General features: G+C 43.0%; 21 protein-coding genes, 2 tRNA genes and 2 pseudogenes. 21 read left to right on the top strand and 4 right to left on the bottom strand.

What is annotated here, in order from left to right; translation table 11 throughout:
* The first annotated feature begins 310 nt into the window (after positions 1–310).
* From sucA to Xentx_RS00960, 20 genes and pseudogenes are all read left to right on the top strand, one after another.
* The gene (gene sucA, locus Xentx_RS01055) at positions 311–3118 is read left to right on the top strand and encodes a 2-oxoglutarate dehydrogenase E1 component (RefSeq protein WP_074018417.1); all 2808 of its coding nucleotides are present in this window, start codon (positions 311–313) and stop codon (positions 3116–3118) included.
* Between the two features lie 14 nt (positions 3119–3132).
* Positions 3133–4344, top strand: coding sequence for a 2-oxoglutarate dehydrogenase complex dihydrolipoyllysine-residue succinyltransferase (gene odhB, locus Xentx_RS01050; protein WP_074018416.1), 1212 nt, complete (start codon positions 3133–3135; stop codon positions 4342–4344).
* A 157-nt stretch (positions 4345–4501) separates the two neighbouring features.
* On the top strand, positions 4502–5668 hold the full coding sequence (gene sucC / locus Xentx_RS01045; protein WP_074018415.1) for an ADP-forming succinate--CoA ligase subunit beta: 1167 nt from the start codon (positions 4502–4504) through the stop codon (positions 5666–5668).
* The gene (gene sucD / locus Xentx_RS01040) at positions 5668–6537 is read left to right on the top strand and encodes a succinate--CoA ligase subunit alpha (RefSeq protein WP_074018414.1); all 870 of its coding nucleotides are present in this window, start codon (positions 5668–5670) and stop codon (positions 6535–6537) included. The genes sucC and sucD overlap by 1 nt, the downstream gene beginning before the upstream one ends.
* 644 nt (positions 6538–7181) lie before the next feature.
* Positions 7182–8753 (top strand): cytochrome ubiquinol oxidase subunit I, encoded by a 1572-nt coding sequence (gene cydA / locus Xentx_RS01035; RefSeq protein WP_074018413.1) that lies wholly within the window; start codon positions 7182–7184, stop codon positions 8751–8753.
* Between the two features lie 14 nt (positions 8754–8767).
* Positions 8768–9907, top strand: a complete 1140-nt coding sequence (gene cydB / locus Xentx_RS01030) for a cytochrome d ubiquinol oxidase subunit II (protein WP_074018412.1) — start codon at positions 8768–8770, stop codon at positions 9905–9907.
* Between the two features lie 11 nt (positions 9908–9918).
* The gene (gene cydX, locus Xentx_RS01025) at positions 9919–10044 is read left to right on the top strand and encodes a cytochrome bd-I oxidase subunit CydX (RefSeq protein ID WP_074018411.1); all 126 of its coding nucleotides are present in this window, start codon (positions 9919–9921) and stop codon (positions 10042–10044) included.
* Positions 10034–10321 (top strand): cyd operon protein YbgE, encoded by a 288-nt coding sequence (ybgE, locus tag Xentx_RS01020; RefSeq protein WP_074018410.1) that lies wholly within the window; start codon positions 10034–10036, stop codon positions 10319–10321. The genes cydX and ybgE overlap by 11 nt, the downstream gene beginning before the upstream one ends.
* A 113-nt stretch (positions 10322–10434) precedes the next feature.
* Positions 10435–10839, top strand: coding sequence for a tol-pal system-associated acyl-CoA thioesterase (gene ybgC, locus Xentx_RS01015; protein WP_074018409.1), 405 nt, complete (start codon positions 10435–10437; stop codon positions 10837–10839).
* Positions 10836–11525 (top strand): Tol-Pal system protein TolQ, encoded by a 690-nt coding sequence (tolQ, locus tag Xentx_RS01010; RefSeq protein ID WP_074018408.1) that lies wholly within the window; start codon positions 10836–10838, stop codon positions 11523–11525. The genes ybgC and tolQ overlap by 4 nt, the downstream gene beginning before the upstream one ends.
* 24 nt (positions 11526–11549) lie before the next feature.
* The gene (gene tolR, locus Xentx_RS01005) at positions 11550–11981 is read left to right on the top strand and encodes a colicin uptake protein TolR (RefSeq protein WP_074018407.1); all 432 of its coding nucleotides are present in this window, start codon (positions 11550–11552) and stop codon (positions 11979–11981) included.
* A gap of 35 nt (positions 11982–12016) precedes the next feature.
* Positions 12017–13030, top strand: coding sequence for a cell envelope integrity protein TolA (tolA, locus tag Xentx_RS01000; protein WP_083600839.1), 1014 nt, complete (start codon positions 12017–12019; stop codon positions 13028–13030).
* Between the two features lie 168 nt (positions 13031–13198).
* Positions 13199–14506, top strand: coding sequence for a Tol-Pal system beta propeller repeat protein TolB (gene tolB / locus Xentx_RS00995; protein ID WP_139292405.1), 1308 nt, complete (start codon positions 13199–13201; stop codon positions 14504–14506).
* 42 nt (positions 14507–14548) lie between these two features.
* Positions 14549–15049, top strand: coding sequence for a peptidoglycan-associated lipoprotein Pal (gene pal, locus Xentx_RS00990; RefSeq protein ID WP_074018404.1), 501 nt, complete (start codon positions 14549–14551; stop codon positions 15047–15049).
* A gap of 9 nt (positions 15050–15058) precedes the next feature.
* Entirely contained in the window at positions 15059–15835 is a 777-nt protein-coding gene (gene cpoB / locus Xentx_RS00985) for a cell division protein CpoB (RefSeq protein WP_074018403.1), read from the top strand.
* A gap of 157 nt (positions 15836–15992) precedes the next feature.
* Positions 15993–16068, top strand: a tRNA-Lys gene (locus Xentx_RS00980).
* 32 nt (positions 16069–16100) lie between these two features.
* A tRNA-Lys gene (locus tag Xentx_RS00975) sits at positions 16101–16176 on the top strand.
* A gap of 289 nt (positions 16177–16465) precedes the next feature.
* The gene (gene pnuC / locus Xentx_RS00970; RefSeq protein WP_074018402.1) at positions 16466–17167 is read left to right on the top strand and encodes a nicotinamide riboside transporter PnuC; all 702 of its coding nucleotides are present in this window, start codon (positions 16466–16468) and stop codon (positions 17165–17167) included.
* A 267-nt stretch (positions 17168–17434) separates the two neighbouring features.
* Positions 17435–18487: a 3-deoxy-7-phosphoheptulonate synthase AroG gene (aroG, locus tag Xentx_RS00965; protein ID WP_074018401.1), complete on the top strand. Its 1053-nt coding sequence runs from the start codon at positions 17435–17437 to the stop codon at positions 18485–18487.
* Between the two features lie 268 nt (positions 18488–18755).
* Positions 18756–18911, top strand: a pseudogene (locus Xentx_RS00960) (IS1 family transposase); the annotation flags it as partial.
* A 56-nt stretch (positions 18912–18967) separates the two neighbouring features.
* Here the strand turns inward: Xentx_RS00960 and Xentx_RS00955 are convergent.
* A complete protein-coding gene (locus Xentx_RS00955) occupies positions 18968–19852 on the bottom strand; it encodes an endonuclease/exonuclease/phosphatase family protein (protein ID WP_074018400.1) in 885 nt (294 codons plus the stop codon).
* 219 nt (positions 19853–20071) lie between these two features.
* Between Xentx_RS00955 and Xentx_RS00950 the strand changes: the two are divergent.
* A pseudogene (locus Xentx_RS00950) lies at positions 20072–20255 on the top strand (IS4 family transposase); the annotation flags it as partial.
* Positions 20256–20361: 106 nt separating this feature from the next.
* On the opposite strand, the gene gpmA reads toward Xentx_RS00950, so the two are convergent.
* The 3 genes from gpmA to modF all read right to left on the bottom strand — a co-directional run bounded on the left by gpmA (position 20362) and on the right by modF (position 23875).
* Entirely contained in the window at positions 20362–21114 is a 753-nt protein-coding gene (gpmA, locus tag Xentx_RS00945) for a 2,3-diphosphoglycerate-dependent phosphoglycerate mutase (RefSeq protein WP_074018398.1), read from the bottom strand.
* A gap of 226 nt (positions 21115–21340) precedes the next feature.
* Positions 21341–22180 (bottom strand): CPBP family intramembrane glutamic endopeptidase, encoded by an 840-nt coding sequence (locus Xentx_RS00940; protein ID WP_074018397.1) that lies wholly within the window; start codon positions 22178–22180, stop codon positions 21341–21343.
* Positions 22181–22390: 210 nt separating this feature from the next.
* Positions 22391–23875 (bottom strand): molybdate ABC transporter ATP-binding protein ModF, encoded by a 1485-nt coding sequence (modF, locus tag Xentx_RS00935; RefSeq protein WP_074018396.1) that lies wholly within the window; start codon positions 23873–23875, stop codon positions 22391–22393.
* Between the last annotated feature and the right edge of the window lie 40 nt (positions 23876–23915).

Genomic DNA, 23915 nt, shown 5'->3' with positions numbered 1-23915 from the left:
AACACATAAATAGTGTGTAAATAGTGCATATAATGTTGCCCTCCACAATTTTGAAATAAATATCAAATCAGTGGAGGGCATAAAGAATGAAAAATGATAAATTGCCTGCTGCTAAAGACGAAGTATGTTTCCAAATAAAGGGATCTTTAAAAACTGATAATTAGTTTTTAAAGGTTCCTTGAAGGGTAGGAAAACCCATAGAAGAACATGCATTAAGCACGTCCAAATGAACCTTTTATCAACACCGCTAATTAAGCGGGATTTGTTAACCACGGCGAAAACTAAAGCTTTTAAAGCTTAAGGGATCACAATGCAGAACGGCGCAATGAAGGACTGGCTGGACTCAAGCTTTCTGGCTGGTGCAAACCAGTCTTACATAGAGCAAATCTATGAAGACTATATAACCGATCCTAATTCTGTTGATGCAAGTTGGAGAGAAATTTTCCAACAATTACCAGATGCAGGACTTAGCGGCGAACAACTTCACTCACAGACACGCGATTATTTCCGTCGTCTGGCAAAGGATGCCACACGTTACCACACTTCAGTCAGCGATCCAGCAATGGATGCAAAACAAGTCAAAGTTTTGCAGCTCATCAATGCATTCCGTTTCCGCGGACACCAACATGCAAACCTTGATCCATTGGGATTATGGAAACAGGAACCTGTATCTGATCTTGATCCTGCTTTCCATAATTTAACAAAAGCGGATTTTGAAGAAACGTTTAATGTAGGCTCTTTTGCCATTGGCAAAGAAACTATGAAATTGGCTGATCTGTATAACGCGCTGAAACGCATTTATTGCGGTTCAATTGGTGCGGAATATATGCACATCACCAATACGGAAGAAAAACGTTGGATCCAGCAACGTCTGGAGTCAGTGACAGTAAGTTCACAGTTTAGTGCGGAAGAAAAGCGTCGTTTCCTGAAAGAATTAACATCAGCGGAAGGTCTGGAGCGCTATTTAGGTGCTAAGTTCCCAGGGGCAAAACGTTTCTCCCTGGAAGGTGGTGACGCACTTATCCCTATGTTAAAAGAGTTGATCCGTCACGCAGGTAAACAAAGTACCCGTGAAGTGGTATTGGGAATGGCTCATCGTGGTCGCCTCAACGTTCTGGTCAATCTCTTGGGTAAAAAACCGGTTGATCTGTTTGACGAATTTGCGGGTAAACATAAAGAGCACTTGGGCACAGGTGACGTAAAATACCATCAAGGTTTTTCTTCTGATTTTGAAACCGAAGGCGGTTTGGTGCATTTGGCATTGGCCTTTAACCCATCTCACCTTGAGATCGTCAGCCCTGTTGTTATCGGTTCTGTGCGTGCCCGCCGTGATCGTCTTGATGAAGGTCGAAGTAACATGGTACTGCCTGTCACCATTCACGGTGATGCCGCAGTCACAGGGCAGGGGATTGTTCAAGAAACGCTGAACATGTCCCAGGCTCGCGGGTATGAAGTTGGCGGTACTGTTCGTATCGTAGTGAATAACCAAATTGGTTTCACCACTTCTAACCCGAAAGATGCCCGTTCAACACAATATTGTACTGATATTGTGAAAATGGTTCAGGCGCCGATTTTCCACGTTAATGCAGATGATCCGGAAGCTGTTGCATTCGTCACACGTTTGGCACTTGACTTCCGTAACACCTTCAAACGTGACGTAATGATCGATCTGGTCTGTTACCGTCGCCACGGTCATAACGAAGCTGATGAGCCAAGTGCAACTCAGCCACTGATGTACCAGCAAATCAAAAAACAACCAACTGCACGTAAAATCTATGCAGATAAGCTGGTAGCGGAAGGTTTGCTGGAAGCCAATGACGTTACTGAGTTGGTGAACCTATACCGTGATGCACTGGATCATGGTGAATGCGTTGTCGATGAATGGCGCCCAATGGGGTTGCATTCATTCACATGGGAACCCTACCTGAATCACGAATGGGATGAAGAGTATCCACATAAGATGGATATGAAACGCCTGCAAGATCTTGGCAAAAGCATCAGCACTGTTCCTGCCGAAGTGGCAATGCACTCACGTGTTGCGAAAATCTATGGCGACCGTGCGGAAATGGCGAATGGTCATAAATTGTTTGACTGGGGTGCTGCGGAAACACTGGCTTACGCGACCTTGGTTGATGAAGGTATTCCTGTCCGTATCTCTGGTGAAGATGCGGGACGTGGTACTTTCTTCCACCGCCATGCCGTTATTCATAACCAAAACAATGCTTCTGTTTATGTGCCTTTGGCGAATATCCACAATGGACAGGGTGTATTTAATGTATGGGATTCTGTCCTTTCAGAAGAAGCTGTACTGGCATTTGAATACGGTTATGCAACAACTGAACCTCGTGTCCTGACGATTTGGGAAGCCCAATTTGGTGACTTTGCCAACGTGGCTCAGGTTGTGATTGACCAATTTATCAGCTCTGGCGAACAGAAATGGGGCCGTATGTGTGGTCTGGTGATGCTGCTGCCACATGGTTATGAAGGGCAGGGTCCAGAGCACTCATCGGCTCGTCTGGAGCGTTATCTGCAACTGTGTGCTGAACAAAACATGCAAGTTTGCGTACCATCGACTCCAGCTCAGGTTTATCACATGCTGCGTCGTCAGGCTCTGCGTGGTATGCGCCGTCCGCTCATCGTTATGTCACCGAAATCACTACTGCGTCATCCATTGGCGGTGTCTACTTTGGATGAATTGGCGCACGGCAAATTTGAACCAGTGATTGGGGAAATTGACGCCTTGGAGCCAAAAGGTATTAAACGCGTTGTGCTTTGTTCCGGTAAAGTTTATTACGATCTGCTGGAACAGCGTCGTAAGAACGAACAGACTGACGTTGCTATTGTGCGTATTGAACAACTGTATCCATTCCCACGTCAGCACTTGCAAGTTGAGCTTGAGAAGTATGCCCATGTTCATGACTTCGTTTGGTGCCAGGAAGAGCCACTGAACCAAGGGGCTTGGTATTGCAGTCAACATAATTTCCGTGAAGCGATCCCATTTGGGGCTTCTTTACGTTATGCAGGTCGTCCGGCATCTGCTTCCCCGGCTGTGGGATATACGTCTGTTCACCAGCAGCAACAGCAAGCACTGGTTAATGACGCACTGAACGTTGAATAAATTAAGGATAGAAAATGAGTAGCGTAGAAATTCTGGTCCCAGACCTTCCTGAATCTGTTGCAGATGCCACTGTGGCAACGTGGCATAAAAAACCGGGTGACACCATAGAGCGTGATGAAGTGCTGGTTGAAATTGAAACGGATAAAGTTGTTTTGGAAGTACCAGCAAGTGAAGCCGGTGTTTTGGAATCCATTTTGGAAGAAGAGGGCGCCACTGTTCTGTCCAAACAACTGTTAGGCCGTATCCGTTTAGGTGACAGCACGGGTATTCCTGCCGAAGTAAAAGCCAAAACAGAGGCAACGCCAGCACAGCGTCAGACCGCGTCTTTGGAAGAAGAAAGCAATGATGCACTGAGCCCTGCTGTTCGTCGTCTGATTGCAGAGCATGATTTAGATCCTGCTGCAATTAAAGGCAGTGGTGTTGGTGGCCGTATTATCCGTGAAGACATCGAAAAATATATCTCTGCGAATAAAAAAGAGGGTAATAAGCCTGCTGCCTCTATTGAACAGTCATCCTTATTGCCACACCGCAGTGAAAAACGTGTCCCAATGACACGTCTGCGCAAGCGTGTTGCAGAACGTTTGCTTGAAGCGAAGAACAATACGGCAATGCTGACGACTTTCAATGAAGTCAACATGAAGCCAATTCAGGAATTGCGCAAGCAGTATGGCGATGCATTTGAGAAACGCCATGGTATGCGTCTGGGCTTCATGTCTTTCTATGTGAAAGCGGTCGTTGAGGCGTTGAAACGCTATCCAGAAGTGAACGCTTCCATTGATGGCACAGATGTGGTTTACCACAATTATTTTGATATCAGTATTGCTGTATCTACACCACGTGGTCTGGTTACACCAGTATTGCGTGATGCAGATGCATTGAGCATGGCTGATATTGAGAAAAGCATCAAAGAGCTGGCTATCAAAGGCCGCGACGGTAAATTGACTGTTGAAGAACTCACCGGTGGTAATTTCACCATTACTAACGGCGGTGTTTTCGGCTCTCTGATGTCCACCCCGATCATTAACCCACCACAAAGCGCGATCCTTGGTATGCATGCCATTAAAGATCGCCCAATGGCTGTAAATGGTCAGGTTGAGATCCTTCCGATGATGTACCTGGCACTGTCCTATGACCACCGTCTGATTGACGGTCGTGAGTCAGTCGGTTTCCTGGTGACCATTAAAGAAATGCTGGAAGATCCAACACGTTTGTTGCTGGATGTATAGCATCACTATCGGCGGAGGGTGTTAACTCCGCTAGTCTGAAGTAGTACGACGTTGATGTAAAAATATATGCAGGCCAGCCTTTTTGGGCTGGTCATATCCAGAGCAACAAAATAGAAGGTAATTTACCTTTCTTAAATTAAATTATGGATAGAACATCATGAATTTACACGAGTATCAGGCAAAACAACTTTTTGCACGGTATGGTTTACCAGCACCTGCTGGTTATGCTTGTACCACTCCGCGCGAAGCAGAAGAAGCAGCATCTAAGATTGGTTCAGGCCCTTGGGTCGTTAAATGTCAGGTTCATGCAGGTGGCCGCGGTAAGGCTGGTGGTGTGAGAGTCGTCAATAGTAAGGAAGATATCCGCACTTTTGCTGAACAATGGCTGGGTAAACGACTGGTAACTTACCAGACAGATGCGCAGGGACAACCTGTCCATCAGATCCTGGTGGAAGGGGCAACTGATATTGCCAAGGAGCTGTATCTGGGAGCTGTTGTTGACCGCGGTACACGTCGTGTAGTGTTCATGGCCTCTACTGAAGGTGGCGTCGAAATAGAAAAAGTGGCGGAAGAAACGCCTGAGCTAATTCATAAAGCAATTATCGACCCACTGTCTGGCCCTATGCCGTATCAAGGCCGTGAATTGGCATTTAAACTTGGTTTGACGGGTAAACAAGTTGGTCAATTCACCAAGATTTTCTTGGGATTGGCGAACCTATTCTTAGAGCGTGATTTGGCATTAGTCGAAATCAATCCCCTAGTGATCACAACGCAAGGTGATTTGGTTTGTTTGGATGGAAAATTGAGCGCTGATGGTAATGCTATGTTCCGTCAGGCTGAACTGCGTGAAATGCACGATCCTTCACAGGAAGATCCGCGTGAAGCCCAAGCCGCACAATGGGAACTGAACTATGTTGCGCTGGATGGCAACATTGGTTGTATGGTGAATGGTGCAGGCCTGGCAATGGGAACGATGGACATTGTCAAACTGCATGGTGGTGCACCGGCAAACTTCCTTGATGTAGGTGGTGGTGCAACAAAAGAGCGTGTTACCGAAGCATTTAAAATCATCTTGTCAGATGAAAATGTTAAGGCTGTTTTGGTTAATATCTTTGGTGGTATCGTCCGCTGTGACTTGATTGCTGATGGCATTATTGGTGCGGTGGAAGAAGTGGGTGTTAACGTACCGGTAGTCGTTCGTCTGGAAGGAAACAATGCTGAACTAGGCGCTAAAAAACTGGCGGATAGTGGTTTGAATATCATTGCAGCTACCAGTTTGACAGACGCAGCTAAGCAGGCAGTAGCAGCAGCGGGGAATAAATAATGTCTATTTTAATCGATAAAAACACCAAAGTGATTTGTCAGGGTTTTACTGGCAGCCAGGGTACTTTTCATTCCGAACAAGCGATAGCTTACGGTACTCAAATGGTGGGTGGCGTAACACCAGGTAAAGGTGGTACTGAGCATCTAGGATTACCCGTGTTCAACACCGTACGTGAAGCCGTTGAAGCAACGGGGGCAACCGCTTCTGTCATCTACGTTCCTGCACCATTCTGTAAAGATTCCATTCTGGAAGCGATTGATGCAGGCATTAAACTGATCATCACGATTACAGAAGGCATCCCAACACTCGATATGTTGACGGTGAAGGAAAAACTGGATCAAGCAGATGTTCGTATGATTGGCCCTAACTGCCCGGGCGTCATTACACCTGACGAGTGTAAGATTGGTATTATGCCTGGTCATATTCACAAGTCAGGTAAAGTGGGCATTGTTTCCCGTTCAGGCACGTTGACTTATGAAGCGGTTAAACAAACCACAGATGCTGGATTAGGGCAATCTACTTGTGTTGGTATTGGTGGTGACCCGATCCCAGGTTCAAACTTCATTGATATTCTGCAATTGTTCCAGGAAGATCCACAAACAGAAGCAATTGTCATGATTGGTGAAATTGGTGGTACAGCCGAAGAAGAAGCTGCGGCTTATATCAAAGAACATGTGACTAAACCAGTTGTTGCTTATATTGCTGGTGTGACTGCACCTAAAGGGAAGCGCATGGGCCATGCTGGAGCGATTATCGCAGGTGGTAAAGGAACAGCAGATGAGAAATTTGCTGCCCTGGAAGCTGCGGGTGTGAAGACTGTCCGTAGCCTTGCAGACATTGGCGATGCTGTAAAAGCGTTATTGGTATAACAATCACAAAATAAACTATTTTTATAGAAAAAGGCTGCCTCGGGGTGGCCTTTTGTTTTTATTTATAATATTAACAGTAGGTTACTTCATTCATAAGATAAGTTATTTCCCAATTTAATTGAACTGGATTTTAGGAAAATCTATTTATTTGATTAATTAAATTGGAAATATCGGAAAAATATCTTTTTTAAAGAATGAAAATGAAAAGTTAATTTTCTAACGAATTTTACAGCAAAAAATAAATTACAAACCATTGCAAATAACAATTTATTAACACGAAGTAAACTATAATGAAATAATAACTGTAAAGCTTAACAAAAAAATGAAAAAATTGACTAAAATCAATTTATTACTCTAGATTGTATTCGCTAAACTTGATTAAATTGATCTAGTATATATAGATATTAAACTAAGAATGTATGGTGTTGTTGACCTATATTCAGAATTCTAAGCTGAGTCACGTAAAAGCTATTTATTGTATGTGAATATAAGCGTAATATTATTGTGGTATCTATTGAATTTTTGATTTTGTAATAATTCATTGTTGTGTTTGAGGCATTTATTGCTGGTAGTTACGAGACTTTCGTTTTACGAAGTCGGGTTGCCGCAAGTCGGTGTCTTCCTGCTAGGAGCAAGGAGTCAAGATGTTTGATATTGTCGAACTGTCACGATTACAGTTTGCTTTAACTGCCATGTACCATTTTCTATTCGTACCATTGACGCTCGGTATGACGTTTTTGCTTGCGATCATGGAAACGGTATATGTCCTTTCTGGCAAACAAATCTATAAAGATATGACAAAATTCTGGGGTAAGTTATTTGGTATCAACTTTGCTCTGGGTGTCGCAACGGGCTTGACCATGGAATTCCAGTTCGGAACCAACTGGTCATATTTCTCACATTATGTTGGTGATATTTTCGGTGCGCCTCTGGCCATCGAAGGTCTGATGGCATTCTTCCTCGAATCCACATTCGTTGGTTTGTTTTTCTTCGGCTGGGATCGACTCAGTAAGAAACAACACTTGGCAGTTACTTGGCTGGTTGCATTAGGCTCTAACTTCTCTGCATTGTGGATACTGGTTGCGAATGGTTGGATGCAAAACCCGATTGCGTCTGACTTTAATTTCGAAACCATGCGAATGGAAATGGTGAGCTTCAGTGAACTGGTACTTAACCCAGTTGCACAGGTGAAATTTGTCCACACTGTTGCAGCCGGTTATGTTACTGGTGCCATTTTTGTATTGGGTATCAGCTCTTACTACCTGCTTAAAGGGCGCGATTTGGCGTTTGCCAAACGTTCTTTTGCGATTGCAGCAAGCTTTGGTATAGCTGCGGTACTGTCTGTCATCGTTCTGGGTGATGAATCCGGATATGAAATGGGGGACGTGCAGAAAACCAAATTGGCAGCAATCGAAGCAGAATGGGAAACCCAGCCGCCTCCAGCTTCATTCACGCTGATTGGTATTCCTGATCAGGACAAAATGGAAAATAAATATTCTATCCAAATTCCTTACGTTTTAGGTTTGATTGCTACCCGCTCCACAGATACACCGGTCGTTGGTCTGCGTGATTTGATGACCCAGCATGAGCAGCGTATCCGTAACGGTATTAAAGCTTATGAATTACTAGAAGAACTGCGTGCAGGTAATATTGATCCAAGTGTGCGCAGTGCATTCAATGAAAGTAAGAAAGATCTTGGCTATGGCATGCTCTTGAAGCGTTATACCCAAAACGTGACGGATGCGACAGAAGAGCAAATTCAAGCCGCTGCGAAAGACTCTATTCCACGCGTAGCACCGCTCTACTTTGCATTCCGTATTATGGTTGCTGCTGGCTTTATTATGCTGCTGGTTATCGGTCTGTCGTTCCTGAGTGTTTTGCGTAACCGTATCGGGCAACATAAATGGCTGCTGCGTGCTGCATTGTTCAGTATTCCATTGCCATGGATTGCCGTTGAAGCAGGTTGGTTTGTCGCAGAATATGGCCGTCAGCCATGGGCGATTGGTGAAGTGTTGCCAACTGCTGTCGCGTCTTCAACCCGCAGTGTAGGCGATCTGATTTTCTCAATGGTGCTGATTTGTGGTCTGTACACCTTGTTCTTGATCGCAGAGATGTTCTTGATGTTCAAATTTGCCCGTCTTGGCCCAAGCAGTCTCAAGACTGGACGTTACCATTTTGAACAAAAAATCACTTCTTCAGCAAATAATATTGAGTAAGCAGGAGTCCACTTATGCTTGATTATGATGTATTACGATTTATATGGTGGCTGCTGATTGGTGTGTTACTGATCGGTTTCACTGTGACTGATGGTTTCGACATGGGAGTTGGTATCCTGTTGCGGATCATTGGTAAAAATGATACTGAACGCCGCATCATGATTAACTCAGTTGCCCCGCATTGGGATGGTAACCAGGTTTGGTTAGTTACCGCTGGTGGTGCTCTGTTTGCCGCATGGCCGATGGTATATGCAGCCGCTTTCTCTGGTTTTTATGTGGCAATGATTCTGGTCTTGGCTGCACTGTTCTTCCGTCCGGTTGGCTTTGATTACCGTTCAAAACTGGAAAACAGTAAATGGCGCAATATGTGGGATTGGGGGTTGGTTATCGGTAGCTTCGTACCTGCATTGGTTATCGGGGTGGCATTTGGTAACCTGCTGCAAGGCGTACCGCTGGCGGTAGATTCTTACCTGCGTGTCTCCTATGAGGGTTCATTCTTTGGATTGCTGAACCCTTATGGATTGCTGGCAGGGGTGATTAGTCTGATGATGATTGTGACGCAAGGTGCAACTTATCTACAAATGCGTACAACTGGCGAACTGCACCTTCGTTCCCGTACCGCAACCCATGTTTGTGCAGCGATAACGGCAATTGCATTCCTGTTGGCAGGGATATGGCTGATTTATGGCATTGATGGTTATGTTGTAACGGGGGGATTGGATGTTAATGCAGCATCTAATCCGTTACATAAAGAAGTGATTCAGCAGGCCGGCGCATGGCTGATTAATTTCAATAACTATCCGGTTCTGTGGGCTATACCTGTGTTGGGAGTATTGCTTCCTTTGCTGACTATGCTGACTACTTGGATGGATAAGGGCGCTTGGGCATTCTTGTTTTCATCACTGACAGTAACTTGCATTATCCTGACTTCAGGGATTGCTATGTTCCCGTTCGTGATGCCATCAAGCATTGACCCCAATGTCAGTCTGACTATGTGGGATGCGACATCCAGTCAGTGGACGTTACAAGTTATGTTCGTTGTTGCACTTATCTTCGTTCCTACTGTGTTGTCTTACACCATTTGGTGTTATTACAAAACTTTTGGACGTTTGGATAAGAGCTACATTGATAACAACAAACACTCACTGTACTAAGGAGCATAGGCATGTGGTATTTTGCTTGGATTCTCGGAACGCTCTTGGCTTGTAGTTTTGCGGTCATTGCTGCTTTGGCACTTGAGCATAGCGAATCACAAAACGCTTCTGAGAGTGACAAAAATAATGTTGGCTGATAAATGCTACCAACTTATGGATAAGAGCCCATTGAGGGCTCTTATCCTCATCATTGCTTTAACACTTGCTGTATGTGTATTTTGGGATCCTGCGCGTTTTGCTGCCAATACCAGTTCACTACAAATATGGCAAGGTATTTTATTGATCTGGGCAGTTTGTTCTGGCGTTACTTTTGGTGTTGGTTTTTACCCTAATCGTATTATCTGGCGGTTATTTTTTCACCCATTACCTGCATTTTTTATTCTTCTTTTTGGCTTATATCATTTCTTTAAGTAAACTGGTTGTAATTTTATAGGTCGTCGGCCTATAAATTTTTTTACTGACAAGTCATTCCAAAGCGCTATTGTCTTAAGTATAGTGACAGCGTCAATTCGCCTAATTAGGATTATATGAGTAATATGTTATTCCGTTGGCCTATCCGTGTTTACTACGAAGACACAGATGCTAGTGGTGTGGTTTATCACGCTCGGTATTTGGGTTTTTACGAAAGAGCTCGTACGGAGATGTTGCGTGAAAGAGGCTTCCACCAACAGCCTATGCTAGATGAGCAAGTTGGCTTTGTTGTTAGTCGCATGACGATTGACTACCGGAAACCAGCAAAACTGGATGACCAATTGGTTGTTGAAAGTGAAGTTACGAATATCCGTGGCGCTTCTCTGACATTTATTCAACGAATTGTTGATTGCAATGGCGTAGTTGTCAGCAGTGCGGAATGCCTGGTTGTCTACGTGAATTCATCCCAAATGAAGCCGATTGCGCTTCCAAAGTCTATTGTCGCGGAGTTTAAGCAGTGACTGACATGAACATCCTTGATTTATTTCTTAAGGCAGGTTTCTTAGTGCAGCTGATCATGCTGATTTTGATTGGCTTCTCTATCGTCTCTTGGGCAATCATTATTCAACGGACAAAAATCCTTAATGCCGCAAGCCGTGAGGCAGAAGCATTTGAAGATAAATTTTGGTCTGGCATTGAATTATCTCGCCTTTACAAAGAAAGTCAGTCGCGCCGAGATTCGTTAAGTGGCACTGAACAAATATTCCATTCTGGGTTTAAAGAATTTGCTCGTTTACATCAGGCAAATAACCATGCCCCAGAAGCTGTTATTACAGGGACTTCCCGTGCCATGCGTATTTCACTAAATCGTGAATTGGAAGTATTGGAAAATCACATTCCATTCTTGGGGACAGTAGGTTCTATCAGCCCTTATATTGGTTTGTTTGGTACAGTTTGGGGGATCATGCATGCCTTTATTGCGTTGGGGGCAGTTAAACAGGCAACTCTGCAAATGGTAGCGCCTGGTATTGCTGAAGCCCTGATTGCAACTGCTATCGGCCTGTTTGCGGCAATTCCTGCAGTGATGGCCTATAATCGCCTGAACCAGCGCGTTAACAAACTGGAACAAGTTTACGATAACTTTATGGAAGAATTCCTAGCTATTTTGCATCGCCAGGCTTTTGCTTCCAATACCAATAAGTCGTAATAAATCGTAAGGGGAAATCAGCGAATGGCGCGCACTCGTAGTCGCAGACGTGAGCTAAAATCCGAGATCAATATCGTTCCCTTGCTGGACGTGTTGTTGGTATTGCTACTTATTTTCATGGCAACAGCACCGATTATCACGCAAAGCGTAGAAGTCGATTTGCCTGATTCGGTGGACTCAAAAACAGTTTCTAGTACTGATAATCCGCCGGTCATTGTGGAAGTTTCTGGGATAGGGCAATACAACATGATTGTTAACCAGGAACGTTTGGAATTGTTACCTGAACAGCAAATTGTTGCAGAAGCTCAAACTTTGGTGAAAGCCAATTCGAAAACGGTTTTCCTGATTGGTGGTTCTAAGGAAGTTCCTTATGACGAAATTATTAAGGCGTTGAATATGCTTCGTCAGGCTGGTGTAAAGTCGGTGGGTTTAATGACTCAGCCTATCGGAGCTTGACAATGGCTGTCATTTAAAGTTTCTGGATGTCGAGCGTGGGAAAGACAAGTAAGCAAAATAATAGGCTAAATCGTGCCATTATCATTTCGGTAATATTGCATATTATCCTAATCGGGTTTCTGATTTGGGGTTCTTTGACGCAAAAAACAGAAATGGGGGGGGGTGGACAAGGCGGTACTGTCATTGATGCTGTTATGGTTGATCCGAATGCGGTCGTTCAGCAATATAACCAACAGCAACAGCAACAGGCCAATGCAAAGTTAGCCGAGCAACAGCGGAAGAAGAAATCCGAGCAACAGGCGGCTGAATTGAGGGCAAAGCAAGCGGAAGAACAGGAACGCTTGAAAGCGGCAGAAGAAGAGCGAATTAAGGCACTACAGGAAGCTGAAACGCAGAAAAAACAGTCTGAGGCTGCCGCCGCTAAAGCGCGTGAAGAGCAGGAACAGGCTGATGCTGCCGCTGCCAAAGCGCGTGAAGAGCAAAAGCAGGCGGAAGAAGCGGCAGCAAAAGCACTGGCAGAAAAAGAAAGAATTCTAAAAGAGCAAGCGGAAGCCCGACAGAAAGCGGAAGATCAGGCGAAGAAAGAAGCGGAAGAGGCGGTAAAACGTAAAGCGGCAGCTGAGGCACAAGCTAAAGCAGCCGCAAAAGCTAAGGCAGAAGCAGCAAAGCAGACTCAAACGGTTAATGATCTGTTAGGGGGATTAACATCTAATACACCTAAGCAGGGTGGAGCGGCTGCAGCAGGAAAAGGTGGTGGTAAGAAAAGCGGTCCTTCAGATTCCGATATCAATAATTACAAAGGACAGATACAGTCTGTGATCCAGCAAAATTTTCGCGATCCAAGCCTGTATATCGGTCGTACTTGTGATTTAAATATAAAACTGGCGCTAGATGGATTATTGATTGATATCAAAGCAGGAGCAGGTGATCCGGCATTATGTCGAGCAGCGATTACCGCCGCTAATTTGGCAAAAAAAATGCCGCCTCCTCCAAGCAAAGAGACTTATGAATATTTTAAGAATTTCACACTAGAATTTAAACCGCAGTAAGTTAAGTGTTTGGTGGATAATTGTTATGCTCTAAGCAAACTTTCAAATGATTTATATGTACAAACAAAATTATTAGATTTTATTTAGGTATCTAGTTTTGTTTGTTGGCGTTTGTTAGAATCCGGCGGATTATTGCGGCAGGTAAAAGATCGCGATATGGGAGAGATAATGAAGCAAACTTTTAAGCAGGTGTTTAAAGTCATACTGGGCTTTCTGGTGATGTGGGCAGCACTTGCTCATGCAGAGGTTCGTATTGAAATTACACAGGGTGTTGATTCTGCCCGCCCTATTGGGGTTGTTCCATTTAAATGGACTGGGGAAGGCGAACCTCCTGAAAATATTGGTTCAATTATTGCAGCGGATTTGAGAAACAGTGGGAAATTTAATCCGATTGATCCTACTCGTATGCCGCAACAACCAACGACTGCATCAGAAGTAACTCCTGCTGCATGGTCTGCGTTAGGGATAGATTCAGTCGTTGTTGGACATATTCAACCTAGTGCAGATGGTAAATCTCTAGTTTCTTATCAGCTTATTGACGTTGCTGGTGCACCAGGAACGGTATTGGCACAAGAACAATTCACAATTGAAAAAAAATGGTTGCGCTTCGCTGCACACACGGTCAGTAATCAGGTTTTTGAAAAACTGACAGGTATTCGAGGTGCATTTACTACCCGTATAGCTTATGTCGTCAAAAATAACAGTGCAGGCAAGTATCCATATGAGCTGCGCGTTTCTGATTATGATGGTTATAATCAATCTACCGTACATAGCTCACCAGAACCACTGATGTCGCCAGCTTGGTCACCAGATGCTTCCAAACTTGCCTATGTTACATTTGAAGGTGGTCGTTCTGCGTTAATTATTCAAACACTGGCAACAGGTAATGTTCGTCAGGTTGCTTCGTTCCCTCGCCATAACGGAGCACCTGCATTTTCTCCGGATGGAACTAAACTTGCCTTTGCATTATCTAAAACCGGTAGTTTGAATCTTTACGTGATGGATTTAGCTTCTGGTCAAATTCGTCAGATCACTGATGGCCGCAGTAATAATACTGAGCCAAGCTGGATGCCAGATAACCAGACACTGGTCTATACCTCAGATCAGGGTGGGCGTCCACAATTGTATAAAATCGATATTAATGGCGGTGCTCCACAACGCCTAACTTGGGAAGGATCACAGAACCAAGATGCAGATGTTAGCCCTGACGGTAGTTTTATTGTGATGGTTAGCTCAGCGAGTGGCAGTCAGCATATCGCCAAACAAGATCTGGCAACGGGATCTGTCCAAGTTTTGACAGATACGTTTCTGGATGAAACGCCGAGCATCGCACCTAATGGCACTATGGTGATTTATAGCTCTACTCAAGGGTGGGGAACTATATTGCAGCTAGTTTCGACTGATGGGCGTTTCAAAGCGCGTCTTCCGGCTACCGATGGACAGGTAAAATCTCCTGCCTGGTCGCCGTATCTGTGATGCATAATAATATGTATGGCAAACTATAAAAGGATCAAAGAGATGCAACTGAACAAAGTGCTAAAAGGGCTGATGTTAGCTTTACCAATCATGGCCGTAGCAGCGTGTAGTTCTAATAAAACTGGCAATAATGATCAGTCTGGTGTAGGCACTGTTGATAATTCTTCTAAGACTCTGTCTGCTGAAGAATTAGCACGTCAGCAGATGCAAGAACTGCAGAACAATAACATCGTATACTTCGGTTTCGATAAATATGATATCAACAGCGAATTTGCTCAGATGTTGGATGCACACGCGGCTTTCCTGCGTACTAACCCATCTGTTAAAGTAACTATCGAAGGTCACGCAGACGAGCGCGGTACTCCAGAGTACAACATTGCTCTGGGTGAGCGCCGTGCGAACGCAGTGAAAATGTATCTGCAAGGTAAAGGCGTTTCTGCTGATCAACTTGCTATCGTTTCTTACGGTAAAGAAAAACCAGCTGTACTTGGCCATGACGAAGCAGCATATGCGAAAAACCGTCGCGCTGTGATCGTATACTAAGAGTAATGCATGAACAGTAACTTCAGACGTTATATGTTGGGTCTGTCGTTATTGGTTGGCGTAGCGGCTCCTTGGGCCGCTACCGCCCGAGCGCCAATCAGTAATGTCGGCTCAGGCTCCACCGATGAGCGCCTCTCCCAATTAGAGCGTATTTCTGACGCTCACAGTCAATTATTAACCCAACTTCAGCAACAGCTTTCTGATTCTCAACGTGATATCGATACACTCCGCGGTCAAATTCAGGAAAACCAGTATCAATTAAATCAGATCATTGAGCGACAAAAAGATCTTTATCTGCAATTGGATAAAATCACTAATCCATCAAATGCAGAGGGTTCAGAATCAGGAAATCGTAATGCTGAGTCTTTGGCACAAGCTGAAAATAAACAACCTGCTGCGTCGGCGAGTGCAGGAAATGAAAAAGGTGATTACGATGCCGCCGTCTCTTTGGCTATTAACACCAAAGAATATGATAAAGCGATTGCAGCATTTCAGAACTTTGCCAAAATCTATCCCAAGTCCAAGTATTTAGCGAATACTAATTATTGGTTAGGACAGTTAAATTACAACAAAGGCAAGAAAGACGATGCGGCTTATTATTTTGCCACAGTTGTGAAAGACTATCCTAAGTCACAAAAAAGTAGCGATTCCCTGTATAAAGTTGGTTTAATCATGCAGGAAAAGGGGCAAAAAGATAAAGCGAAAGCGGTTTATCAGCAGGTGGTTAAGCAATATTCAGGCACGAATGCAGCAAAAATGGCTGAGAAAAAGCTTTCTGGAATGTAATAATTATCCCCCGAAAGGTCATATATTGGTCTTTTTGGGGATGGTTGACTGCTTAATAAGCATTTAAACCAGTTTTCTAAAATAAACGTTGCGTCACGCTGAGAAATCAGTAATATATGCCGCCGTTGGCAGGGATAACTGTCAAACAGATTTAGATGGGTCGTTAGCTCAGTCGGTAGAGCAGTTGACTTTTAATCAATTGGTCGCAGGTTCGAATCCTGCACGACCCACCATCTAAACTCTCACTATCAAATATTTCCTCGATGGGTCGTTAGCTCAGTCGGTAGAGCAGTTGACTTTTAATCAATTGGTCGCAGGTTCGAATCCTGCACGACCCACCATCTAAACTCTCATTATCAAATATTTCCTCGATGGGTCGTTAGCTCAGTCGGTGGAGCAATTGGTTTTTAATCAATTGGTCGCGACAGATAACTTAATAATTTGATTACTGGCTTCACATTTTTCCCTTATCGTTTTTAAATCTTCAAAATAATTAAAGACTTTTTTTCCCAAATTAGCTATCTTGTTTAGTATGTAAAACAACAAAGCGCAAAAAAGCCTATTTATCTCATAATTTTATGTATTTTGTATTGATATACTAAACATTTTTTATGGTAAGGATAAGAAAGTATGGATTTTTTCAACATTAATAACATATTAGTGCACATACCCCTGGGAACGGGTGGCTATAATCTTTCATATATTGAAGCGATTGGCACAGTAGCAGGTTTGTTATGTATTTGGCTCGCTAGTCAGGAGAAAATCATTAATTATCTATTTGGATTAATTAATGTCTCACTCTTCGCTGTAATCTTCTTTCAAATTCAACTCTACGCCAGCCTTATTCTGCAAATCTTTTTCTTCGCGGCCAATATCTATGGTTGGTATGCATGGAGCCGAGTCAATGAGCAAAAACAAATAGAGCTTAAAATTCGGTGGCTTAACCCTAAACAGATGGCTATTGTTGCCGCGCTTTCCATCTTTGCCATATTGATCATGACATTTAATATTGATCAAATATTTGGTTATATGGCAAAAATGGTGGTGCTCGCCCTACAGGGAATAGGCTTTAATATTATCATGCCTGATTTACAGCCTGATGCTTTCCCATTCTGGGATTCAGTGATGACAATATTATCCATAGTGGCAATGATACTGATGACGCGTAAACATGTAGAAAACTGGCTAATTTGGGTCATTATCAATGTTATCAGTGTAGTGATTTATTATTACCAAGGTGTTTTGGCCATGTCACTGCAATATATTATTTTGACAGGTATTGCACTGAACGGCGCTCGCCTGTGGATCAAGACAGTGAAACATAGCGGATAACAACTGAAAAAAATGTAAATTAAAAGCGATTATCGGCCATAGATAATTAACGTTCTATGGCCTGTTATTTTGATTTTTTTCTATAAAACATTCTCTTCTTATTAATCTATTTATTTGAATTAACATCATTTTTACTCTCAATAGGATTTTACATAAAAAAGTATTCTATTTTTATTCACAAAGATTATTTACAGAACAACGCCTAACAGTTAGATTGAGATCACAAAATTATTTCAAATGACTGTGAACGTATTAGGTGAAAGGATAATGAATTACCAGAATGACGATATAAGAATAAGAAAAATAACGGAATTATTGCCACCAGTTGCATTACTCGAAAAATTTCCTGCGACAGAAGATAGTGTTATTACTGTTCGTAAGGCTCGTGAATCTATTCATAATATTTTAATTGGTGAAGATGATCGTCTATTGGTAGTGATTGGCCCGTGTTCAATTCATGATCCACAATCTGCATTAGAATATGCAGAGCGTTTGAATAAATTACGTGAAGAATTGCAAGCCGATTTGGAAATTATTATGCGGGTTTACTTTGAAAAACCCCGCACAACTATCGGCTGGAAAGGGTTGATTAACGATCCAAGCATGGATTGCAGTTTTAATATCAATGGCGGATTACGTACTGCACGTAAGTTATTGCTCGATATTAATAATATGGGGTTACCTGCGGCAGGTGAATTCCTTGATATGATCACTCCTCAGTATTTGGCAGATCTCATGAGCTGGGGTGCGATAGGGGCACGCACAACGGAGTCTCAAATTCATCGCGAATTGGCATCGGGGTTGTCCTGTCCGGTTGGTTTCAAAAATGGCACGGATGGAACAATTAAAGTCGCTATTGATGCTATTAATTCAGCTAGCTCATCGCACTGTTTCTTGTCTGTCACGAAATGGGGTCACTCCGCGATTGTTAATACAATAGGCAACCAAGATTGCCATATTATTCTGCGTGGTGGCAAAGAACCTAATTATAGCGCTGAACATGTCAGTGCCGTTAAAGAAGGGCTACAAAAAGCTGGCTTGGCTCCCCGCGTGATGATTGATTTCAGCCATGCCAATAGCGCGAAGCAATTCAAAAGACAAATAAATGTCGGAGCTGATGTTTGTGGTCAGATTGCCGGTGGTGAAAATGCGATCATTGGTGTTATGGTTGAAAGTCATCTGGTTGAAGGAAACCAAAGCCTGGAAAGTGGTAAGCCTTTAGTTTATGGTCAAAGTGTGACCGACGGTTGTATTGGCTGGGAAGATACAGAAGCGTTACTGCGTCAATTGTCTCAGGCCGTTCAGAGCCGCAGAAGCTAATTTATCGTAAAAACGCCATAAAAAGCAGGGTATCGATCTAATACCGCTCGCTTAAGCAAACAGAGATAAGTCATAATCGGCCTCAGAGGATTATCTGAGGCCGATTTTTATATCTGAATTTTCTCGTGAACTCCAAGCCACCGCGGCATTGAATTATCCTGTTTTCCGCCGAACAAGCCGTCTGGTCAGTGCTGGGCATTGGGCTCATGAGAAATCATCCGATCAGTGATGTTTGTGACAAATTAGATCTGGCTTTTCCTGACTCGAATTTACCCAACGTATCGAGGGAACTAATCTCACTCTTCGTATCTGGATAAAGAGACTGAATCGAAAAACGATTCGTTATTCCAAATCCGAAGAAATACACGATAAAGTGATAGGCACATTCATTGAACGTAACGACTATATGTCACAAGCAATCTAACTATTGGATTCATGACCGCGTATTAAACTAGTCTGCTGTCAACACAGCTTGAACGATTATTTAAAATCAAATATCCCTTGAATAGCAAAATGATCTGAAAGATCATTTTCACCATTTTCAACAGGACGAACGATTTGAGAATTGGCCACGGCAGGAGTTTGATGAACCGTATCATTCCAGTAAAACACATAATCAAGTGTGTTTTGTTCATCGTCATCCACCATTTTATTAAGCTGGGAATCCCAAGAATACCGGTAGAAGCCGCTATCAATAACGCGCTTAAGCTCAGGAATAACACTGTATATATTATTATACTCAGATGATCCATCTATAATGTTGAGATCGCCCATAAATATTAAAGGATAGTCAGCGGTCAGAGACATCTTAATGAACGATCTGATTTCACTTAGCTGGATATTCCTGGTGTCATGATTTTTTTCATAAGGCGAAGTGTGAGTGGTCACCAGATAATAATGTTGGCCATCTTTATTTATTTCTATTGCAATAACCCCTTTTTGTTGCCGGCCTAATCCATCATCAAACGTATTGCTAGTGAAAATGTGCTCCCATTGCTTGATGATTGGCCACTTACTTATAAAAACAGCTCCCCCAGAATCCTTAAACAAAAAACTACTTGGGTAACCAACGATATTTGAATGGTATTTATATGAAGAGGATAGTGTTGTTGAGTTTTTAACTATATCCTCATAATAAATTTCAAAGAAGCATTCTTGCAATGCGATAACATCATAATTGTTATTGACTTGCTTTAAGCACAGGCCAATTTTCTTGGTTCTTTCTGGCGATGATGTTCGTGGAGGCGGATATTTAATATTATAAGTAAGGGTATGCAGACGTAGAGGGGTACTACTAACATCTGCCAGAGAGTCACTAATGGAGTGTTTCGGAGAATCAATAATATCAAATTTAGAAATGGTCATTTTCATACCTCTTTTATTTGCAGTAAGATTCCAGCCTGAAGAGGCTGGATATACCCATCGTAATTGAGGATGCTTGATTTTTACTGCGTATCAGATCAAGACCTCGCTCATGAAAATTACTCTGACAGATGCTCAAAAAAATCTATGGTCACCTAATACCGCTCGCTTAAGCAAAGCATTGGCACCCAGTTTAAGGTGCCCGAAATGAGGGATAATCAACAACTTAATACGGCTATCCTGAGAAGCCAGACCCGGGCAGGCATCTATCAGGAATTATGGGGCATATTGATTGCCTACAATTTGGTTCGGCTGGAGATGAGTCGGATGGCAAAGGACTATCGTGTTGTACTTCTTCAGATAAGCATTTATCAATGCGTTACGACTGATACAGGATGAGTTGCTCTGTAGAGCACCACGTTACCCTTATAAAAAAAGAACCGCTCGTACTTAAGCGAGCGGTATTTAGACGTCAATCCGGCTTTTAACATTCTTTTTATGCGATTTGAGGATTACTTCGCCTTACCCTGATTTGCAACTGCCGCCGCTTTTGCCGCGATCTCATCAGCGTTGCCCAGATAGTAGTGTTTGATAGGCTTCATGTTTTCATCAAACTCATAAACCAGTGGTACAGCAGTTGGAATATTCAGTTCAAGAATTTCTTCTTCACTCATATTATCCAGATACTTCACCAATGCACGCAGTGAGTTTCCGTGAGCGGCGATAATGACTTTTTCGCCTTTTTCTACGCGCGGCTTGATAACTTCTTCCCAATAAGGAATAACACGTTCAATAGTAGTAGCAAGGCTTTCAGTGACTGGGAGTTCTTCTGGTTTCAGGCTGGCGTAACGAGGATCGTGGCCTGGGTAACGTTCATCATCTTTGGTCAAATCAGGAGGAGTAATAGCGAAGCCACGACGCCACAATTTAACTTGATCATCGCCGTATTTGGCTGCGGTTTCTGCTTTATCCAGACCTTGTAACGCGCCGTAGTGACGTTCATTCAGTTTCCAGCTTTTTTCAACTGGCAGCCATTGTTGATCAACCTGATCCAGAATGTTCCACAAAGTGTGAATAGCACGTTTTAGAACGGAAGTGTAGGCGAAATCAAAAGTAAAACCTTCTTCTTTCAGTAGTTGACCAGCTTGTTGTGCTTCAGAGCGGCCTTTGTCGGACAATTCAACATCAGTCCAGCCAGTAAAACGGTTCTCTTTGTTCCACTCGCTTTCTCCGTGTCTTACAAGAACCAGTTTAGTTACAGCCATAGCTTAAACTCCTATCAGTACTTTTTAATACAAAATGAAAAGATCGCTGCGGGCATTATATGGCGCGACAGGCTAAAACGGCAAACAATAGTCTCGTATCTCCTGTTTTAAATCATGTTTGGTGATAATTACGGCGATTATATATCTGGAAGGAAGGGGATAACGGGGAGTTTATGATCTGAACTGTCCCCCAATAGGAGACAATTCAGATCAAATGGAATTCAGTTTAGTGCATGACTACTGATCTTATTGGGTAGGTGAAAAATAGCAGATGCATCAGATTGAGTGAAAAGTGGAAAGCAACAGCCACCCATAAACGTCCACTCCACAGCCAGGTCAGGCCATAAATTAACCCTGCCAGCGTAGCAAAAATCACCAGCAAACCACCGCCGGCAAAATGGGCGGCACCAAACAGCAGGGAGGTAATGACCAGGGCTAAGTAAGGATTCATCCATTGACTGAGCTTCTGCTGAATATAGCCACGAAACAGCGCTTCTTCAGCCAAAGAGACAAAGAAAAGATTAGCAATAACAAAGGCAGGGAACCAATTAGGTAAATGGAGTTCAACGGACAATCCACCTAATACGGTTGCAAGCCATAATAATGCTGGAATAGCTGCGATCAATAACGCCCATCCATGAGCAGGTGCATTAACCAAAGGTTTTCTGGTGAACAGAGTCGGCATACAGAATATTAGGATAAATGGCAGCAGCGCTTTGTCAAAGTTGAAATACATTGAAAAAGGTGCGCTGAGAGGGCCTGCCTGCACTTTATCCAGATACTTGAGATTATGGAATCCTGGAATGTAATGTACAAACAGTAAAATACCACCGATGAGTAATAACAGCTCGATGATGATTCTGGGAACAAAATGTTTTTCGCTGTTTTTTTGGCAGTAAACATATGCCATACCTAACAGAGTCATCACTGTCAGCGTGATTATAGCAGGATAGGTAAGTACGTTAGTGTTGATCCCAGCAATGATAGCGAAGAGCGCGAGGAAAAAAGCAATTTTCTGGCGATTCTCTAAAAGAGCCAATGAAATGGCAAGTAATGCCCAAGCCATATAATTCCCTAATATCTTTGAAAAAAACAATGAAATAATCTAAAAATAGACGGTGATTTTATAGTAATGATTAAAAAATTCAAAAATAATAATAAAAAATATCAAAAAAATATGACTTGATTTTATTAAAGAGTGATTGAATAGAGCGATAACATGGAATCCCTCTCTATCAAGAGAGGGATAATTAATATGCTGAACGAAGAAAGAAGATCACAGCGATTCTACGGAAATATTCTCGGTCTCATACCGATAAATATCACCGTCAGGAATAAATCGCAGGCGATGGGTAATGCACTGTGGCGCATCTTCTTGATGATGAGAAACAAACAGAAGCTGCGTATCACCATGAGCAATCATGATATCAATGAAGCTTAGGACTAACTGGCGGTTTAGAGGATCAAGCCCTTGCAACGGTTCATCTAAGATCAATAAAGCGGGATGCTTCACCAGAGCGCGGGCAATCAAAACCAGCCGCTGTTGCCCCCATGACAGACTATGAAAGGGGCTAGTTGCCGTTGAGCCCGATAACCCCAATAAATCCAACCACTCATCCGCTAACTGTTGCTGCCGATCTGAAACGGCCTGATAGAGTCCTATTGAATCGAAGAAACCCGATAGAATGACATTTCGAACATTGGTACTGACACGATACTCCAGATGAATACTGTTACTAACATAACCAATGTGACGTTTGATATCCCAAATCGTTTCACCACTTCCCCGTTGGCGGCCAAATAATATTAACTCATTGCTGTAACCTTGGGGGTGATCGCCCGTAATCAGGCTAAGAAGTGTCGATTTTCCGGCACCATTTTCACCGATGATTTGCCAGTGTTCATTCGGGTTCACTTGCCAGCTTAGACCATGCAAAATGGGTTTATTATTGTATTGGACAATAACATCACGCATTGACACCAACGGTTGATCAGCTGGAAATTGTCCATCAGTCCGGTATTCATCTGTTTCGGGAAGATGAATATTTTTCAGCCCTTCACTGTGTGCTAACTGTGCTACGAGAGATTCTGCCAGAATGCCCTCTTTTTTTCCGGCCAGCGTCAGGTGGCAATCGGCCAATACACCGACTTGTTCGACAAAATCAGGGATTTCACGGAATCGGGTTAAGATTAAAACTAAAGTAATGCCTTTTGCAGCCAGAGAACTTAATAATTGGGAAAGTTGAGCTCGGGCATAACTGTCCAGCCCATCAAAAGGTTCATCAAGGATAAGCAGGTCAGGGTTTGCCATTAATGCTTGACATAGCAGAACCTTACGGACTTCCCCAGTTGAGAGGTATTTGAATCGTCGCGAAAGTAAATCTTTAATGCCAAAATATTCGCTTAATTCAAGGCACAATTCATTATCTTTATGGTGAAGTTGAATAATATCTGCGGCAGTACGCCCAGTATCTTCTTCTCCTTCACTGAGCAAATCTGTATTGTTGCGTTGCCACTCTTCATCAATCAGTTTCTGTAATTGTTCGAAAGATAGACGTATTGGTGTGCGAAACGAACAATGACGGTTACCTGTCAGTTGGATTAATTCATCCGATAGTGCACGAGCCAATGAAGATTTTCCACTACCATTTGCGCCAACAAAAGCCCAACTTTCCCCAGAAATAATTTTCAGTGACGGTAGCCGTAGGATACGGGTGTCACTTAAACGGAAACTACCTTGCGTTATTTGCAATTCAGACATTCCTCTTCCTTTTTAAGCAACATCAACTAAAGGATCACCA

This window comes from Xenorhabdus thuongxuanensis (genome assembly GCF_001908095.1).
Lineage (GTDB): Bacteria > Pseudomonadota > Gammaproteobacteria > Enterobacterales > Enterobacteriaceae > Xenorhabdus > Xenorhabdus thuongxuanensis.
This window is presented reverse-complemented; position numbering and strand designations above follow the sequence as displayed.

Excerpts from the sequence above, each read along its gene's own strand:
- sucA (WP_074018417.1), top strand. The coding sequence starts at position 311 with ATGCAGAACGGCGCAATGAAGGACTGGCTGGACTCAAGCTTTCTGGCT.
- odhB (WP_074018416.1), top strand. The coding sequence starts at position 3,133 with ATGAGTAGCGTAGAAATTCTGGTCCCAGACCTTCCTGAATCTGTTGCA.
- sucC (WP_074018415.1), top strand. The coding sequence starts at position 4,502 with ATGAATTTACACGAGTATCAGGCAAAACAACTTTTTGCACGGTATGGT.
- sucD (WP_074018414.1), top strand. The coding sequence starts at position 5,668 with ATGTCTATTTTAATCGATAAAAACACCAAAGTGATTTGTCAGGGTTTT.
- cydA (WP_074018413.1), top strand. The coding sequence starts at position 7,182 with ATGTTTGATATTGTCGAACTGTCACGATTACAGTTTGCTTTAACTGCC.
- cydB (WP_074018412.1), top strand. The coding sequence starts at position 8,768 with ATGCTTGATTATGATGTATTACGATTTATATGGTGGCTGCTGATTGGT.
- cydX (WP_074018411.1), top strand. The coding sequence starts at position 9,919 with ATGTGGTATTTTGCTTGGATTCTCGGAACGCTCTTGGCTTGTAGTTTT.
- ybgE (WP_074018410.1), top strand. The coding sequence starts at position 10,034 with ATGTTGGCTGATAAATGCTACCAACTTATGGATAAGAGCCCATTGAGG.
- ybgC (WP_074018409.1), top strand. The coding sequence starts at position 10,435 with ATGAGTAATATGTTATTCCGTTGGCCTATCCGTGTTTACTACGAAGAC.
- tolR (WP_074018407.1), top strand. The coding sequence starts at position 11,550 with ATGGCGCGCACTCGTAGTCGCAGACGTGAGCTAAAATCCGAGATCAAT.
- tolB (WP_139292405.1), top strand. The coding sequence starts at position 13,199 with ATGAAGCAAACTTTTAAGCAGGTGTTTAAAGTCATACTGGGCTTTCTG.
- pal (WP_074018404.1), top strand. The coding sequence starts at position 14,549 with ATGCAACTGAACAAAGTGCTAAAAGGGCTGATGTTAGCTTTACCAATC.
- cpoB (WP_074018403.1), top strand. The coding sequence starts at position 15,059 with ATGAACAGTAACTTCAGACGTTATATGTTGGGTCTGTCGTTATTGGTT.
- pnuC (WP_074018402.1), top strand. The coding sequence starts at position 16,466 with ATGGATTTTTTCAACATTAATAACATATTAGTGCACATACCCCTGGGA.
- aroG (WP_074018401.1), top strand. The coding sequence starts at position 17,435 with ATGAATTACCAGAATGACGATATAAGAATAAGAAAAATAACGGAATTA.
- Xentx_RS00955 (WP_074018400.1), bottom strand. The coding sequence starts at position 19,852 with ATGACCATTTCTAAATTTGATATTATTGATTCTCCGAAACACTCCATT.
- gpmA (WP_074018398.1), bottom strand. The coding sequence starts at position 21,114 with ATGGCTGTAACTAAACTGGTTCTTGTAAGACACGGAGAAAGCGAGTGG.
- Xentx_RS00940 (WP_074018397.1), bottom strand. The coding sequence starts at position 22,180 with ATGGCTTGGGCATTACTTGCCATTTCATTGGCTCTTTTAGAGAATCGC.
- modF (WP_074018396.1), bottom strand. The coding sequence starts at position 23,875 with ATGTCTGAATTGCAAATAACGCAAGGTAGTTTCCGTTTAAGTGACACC.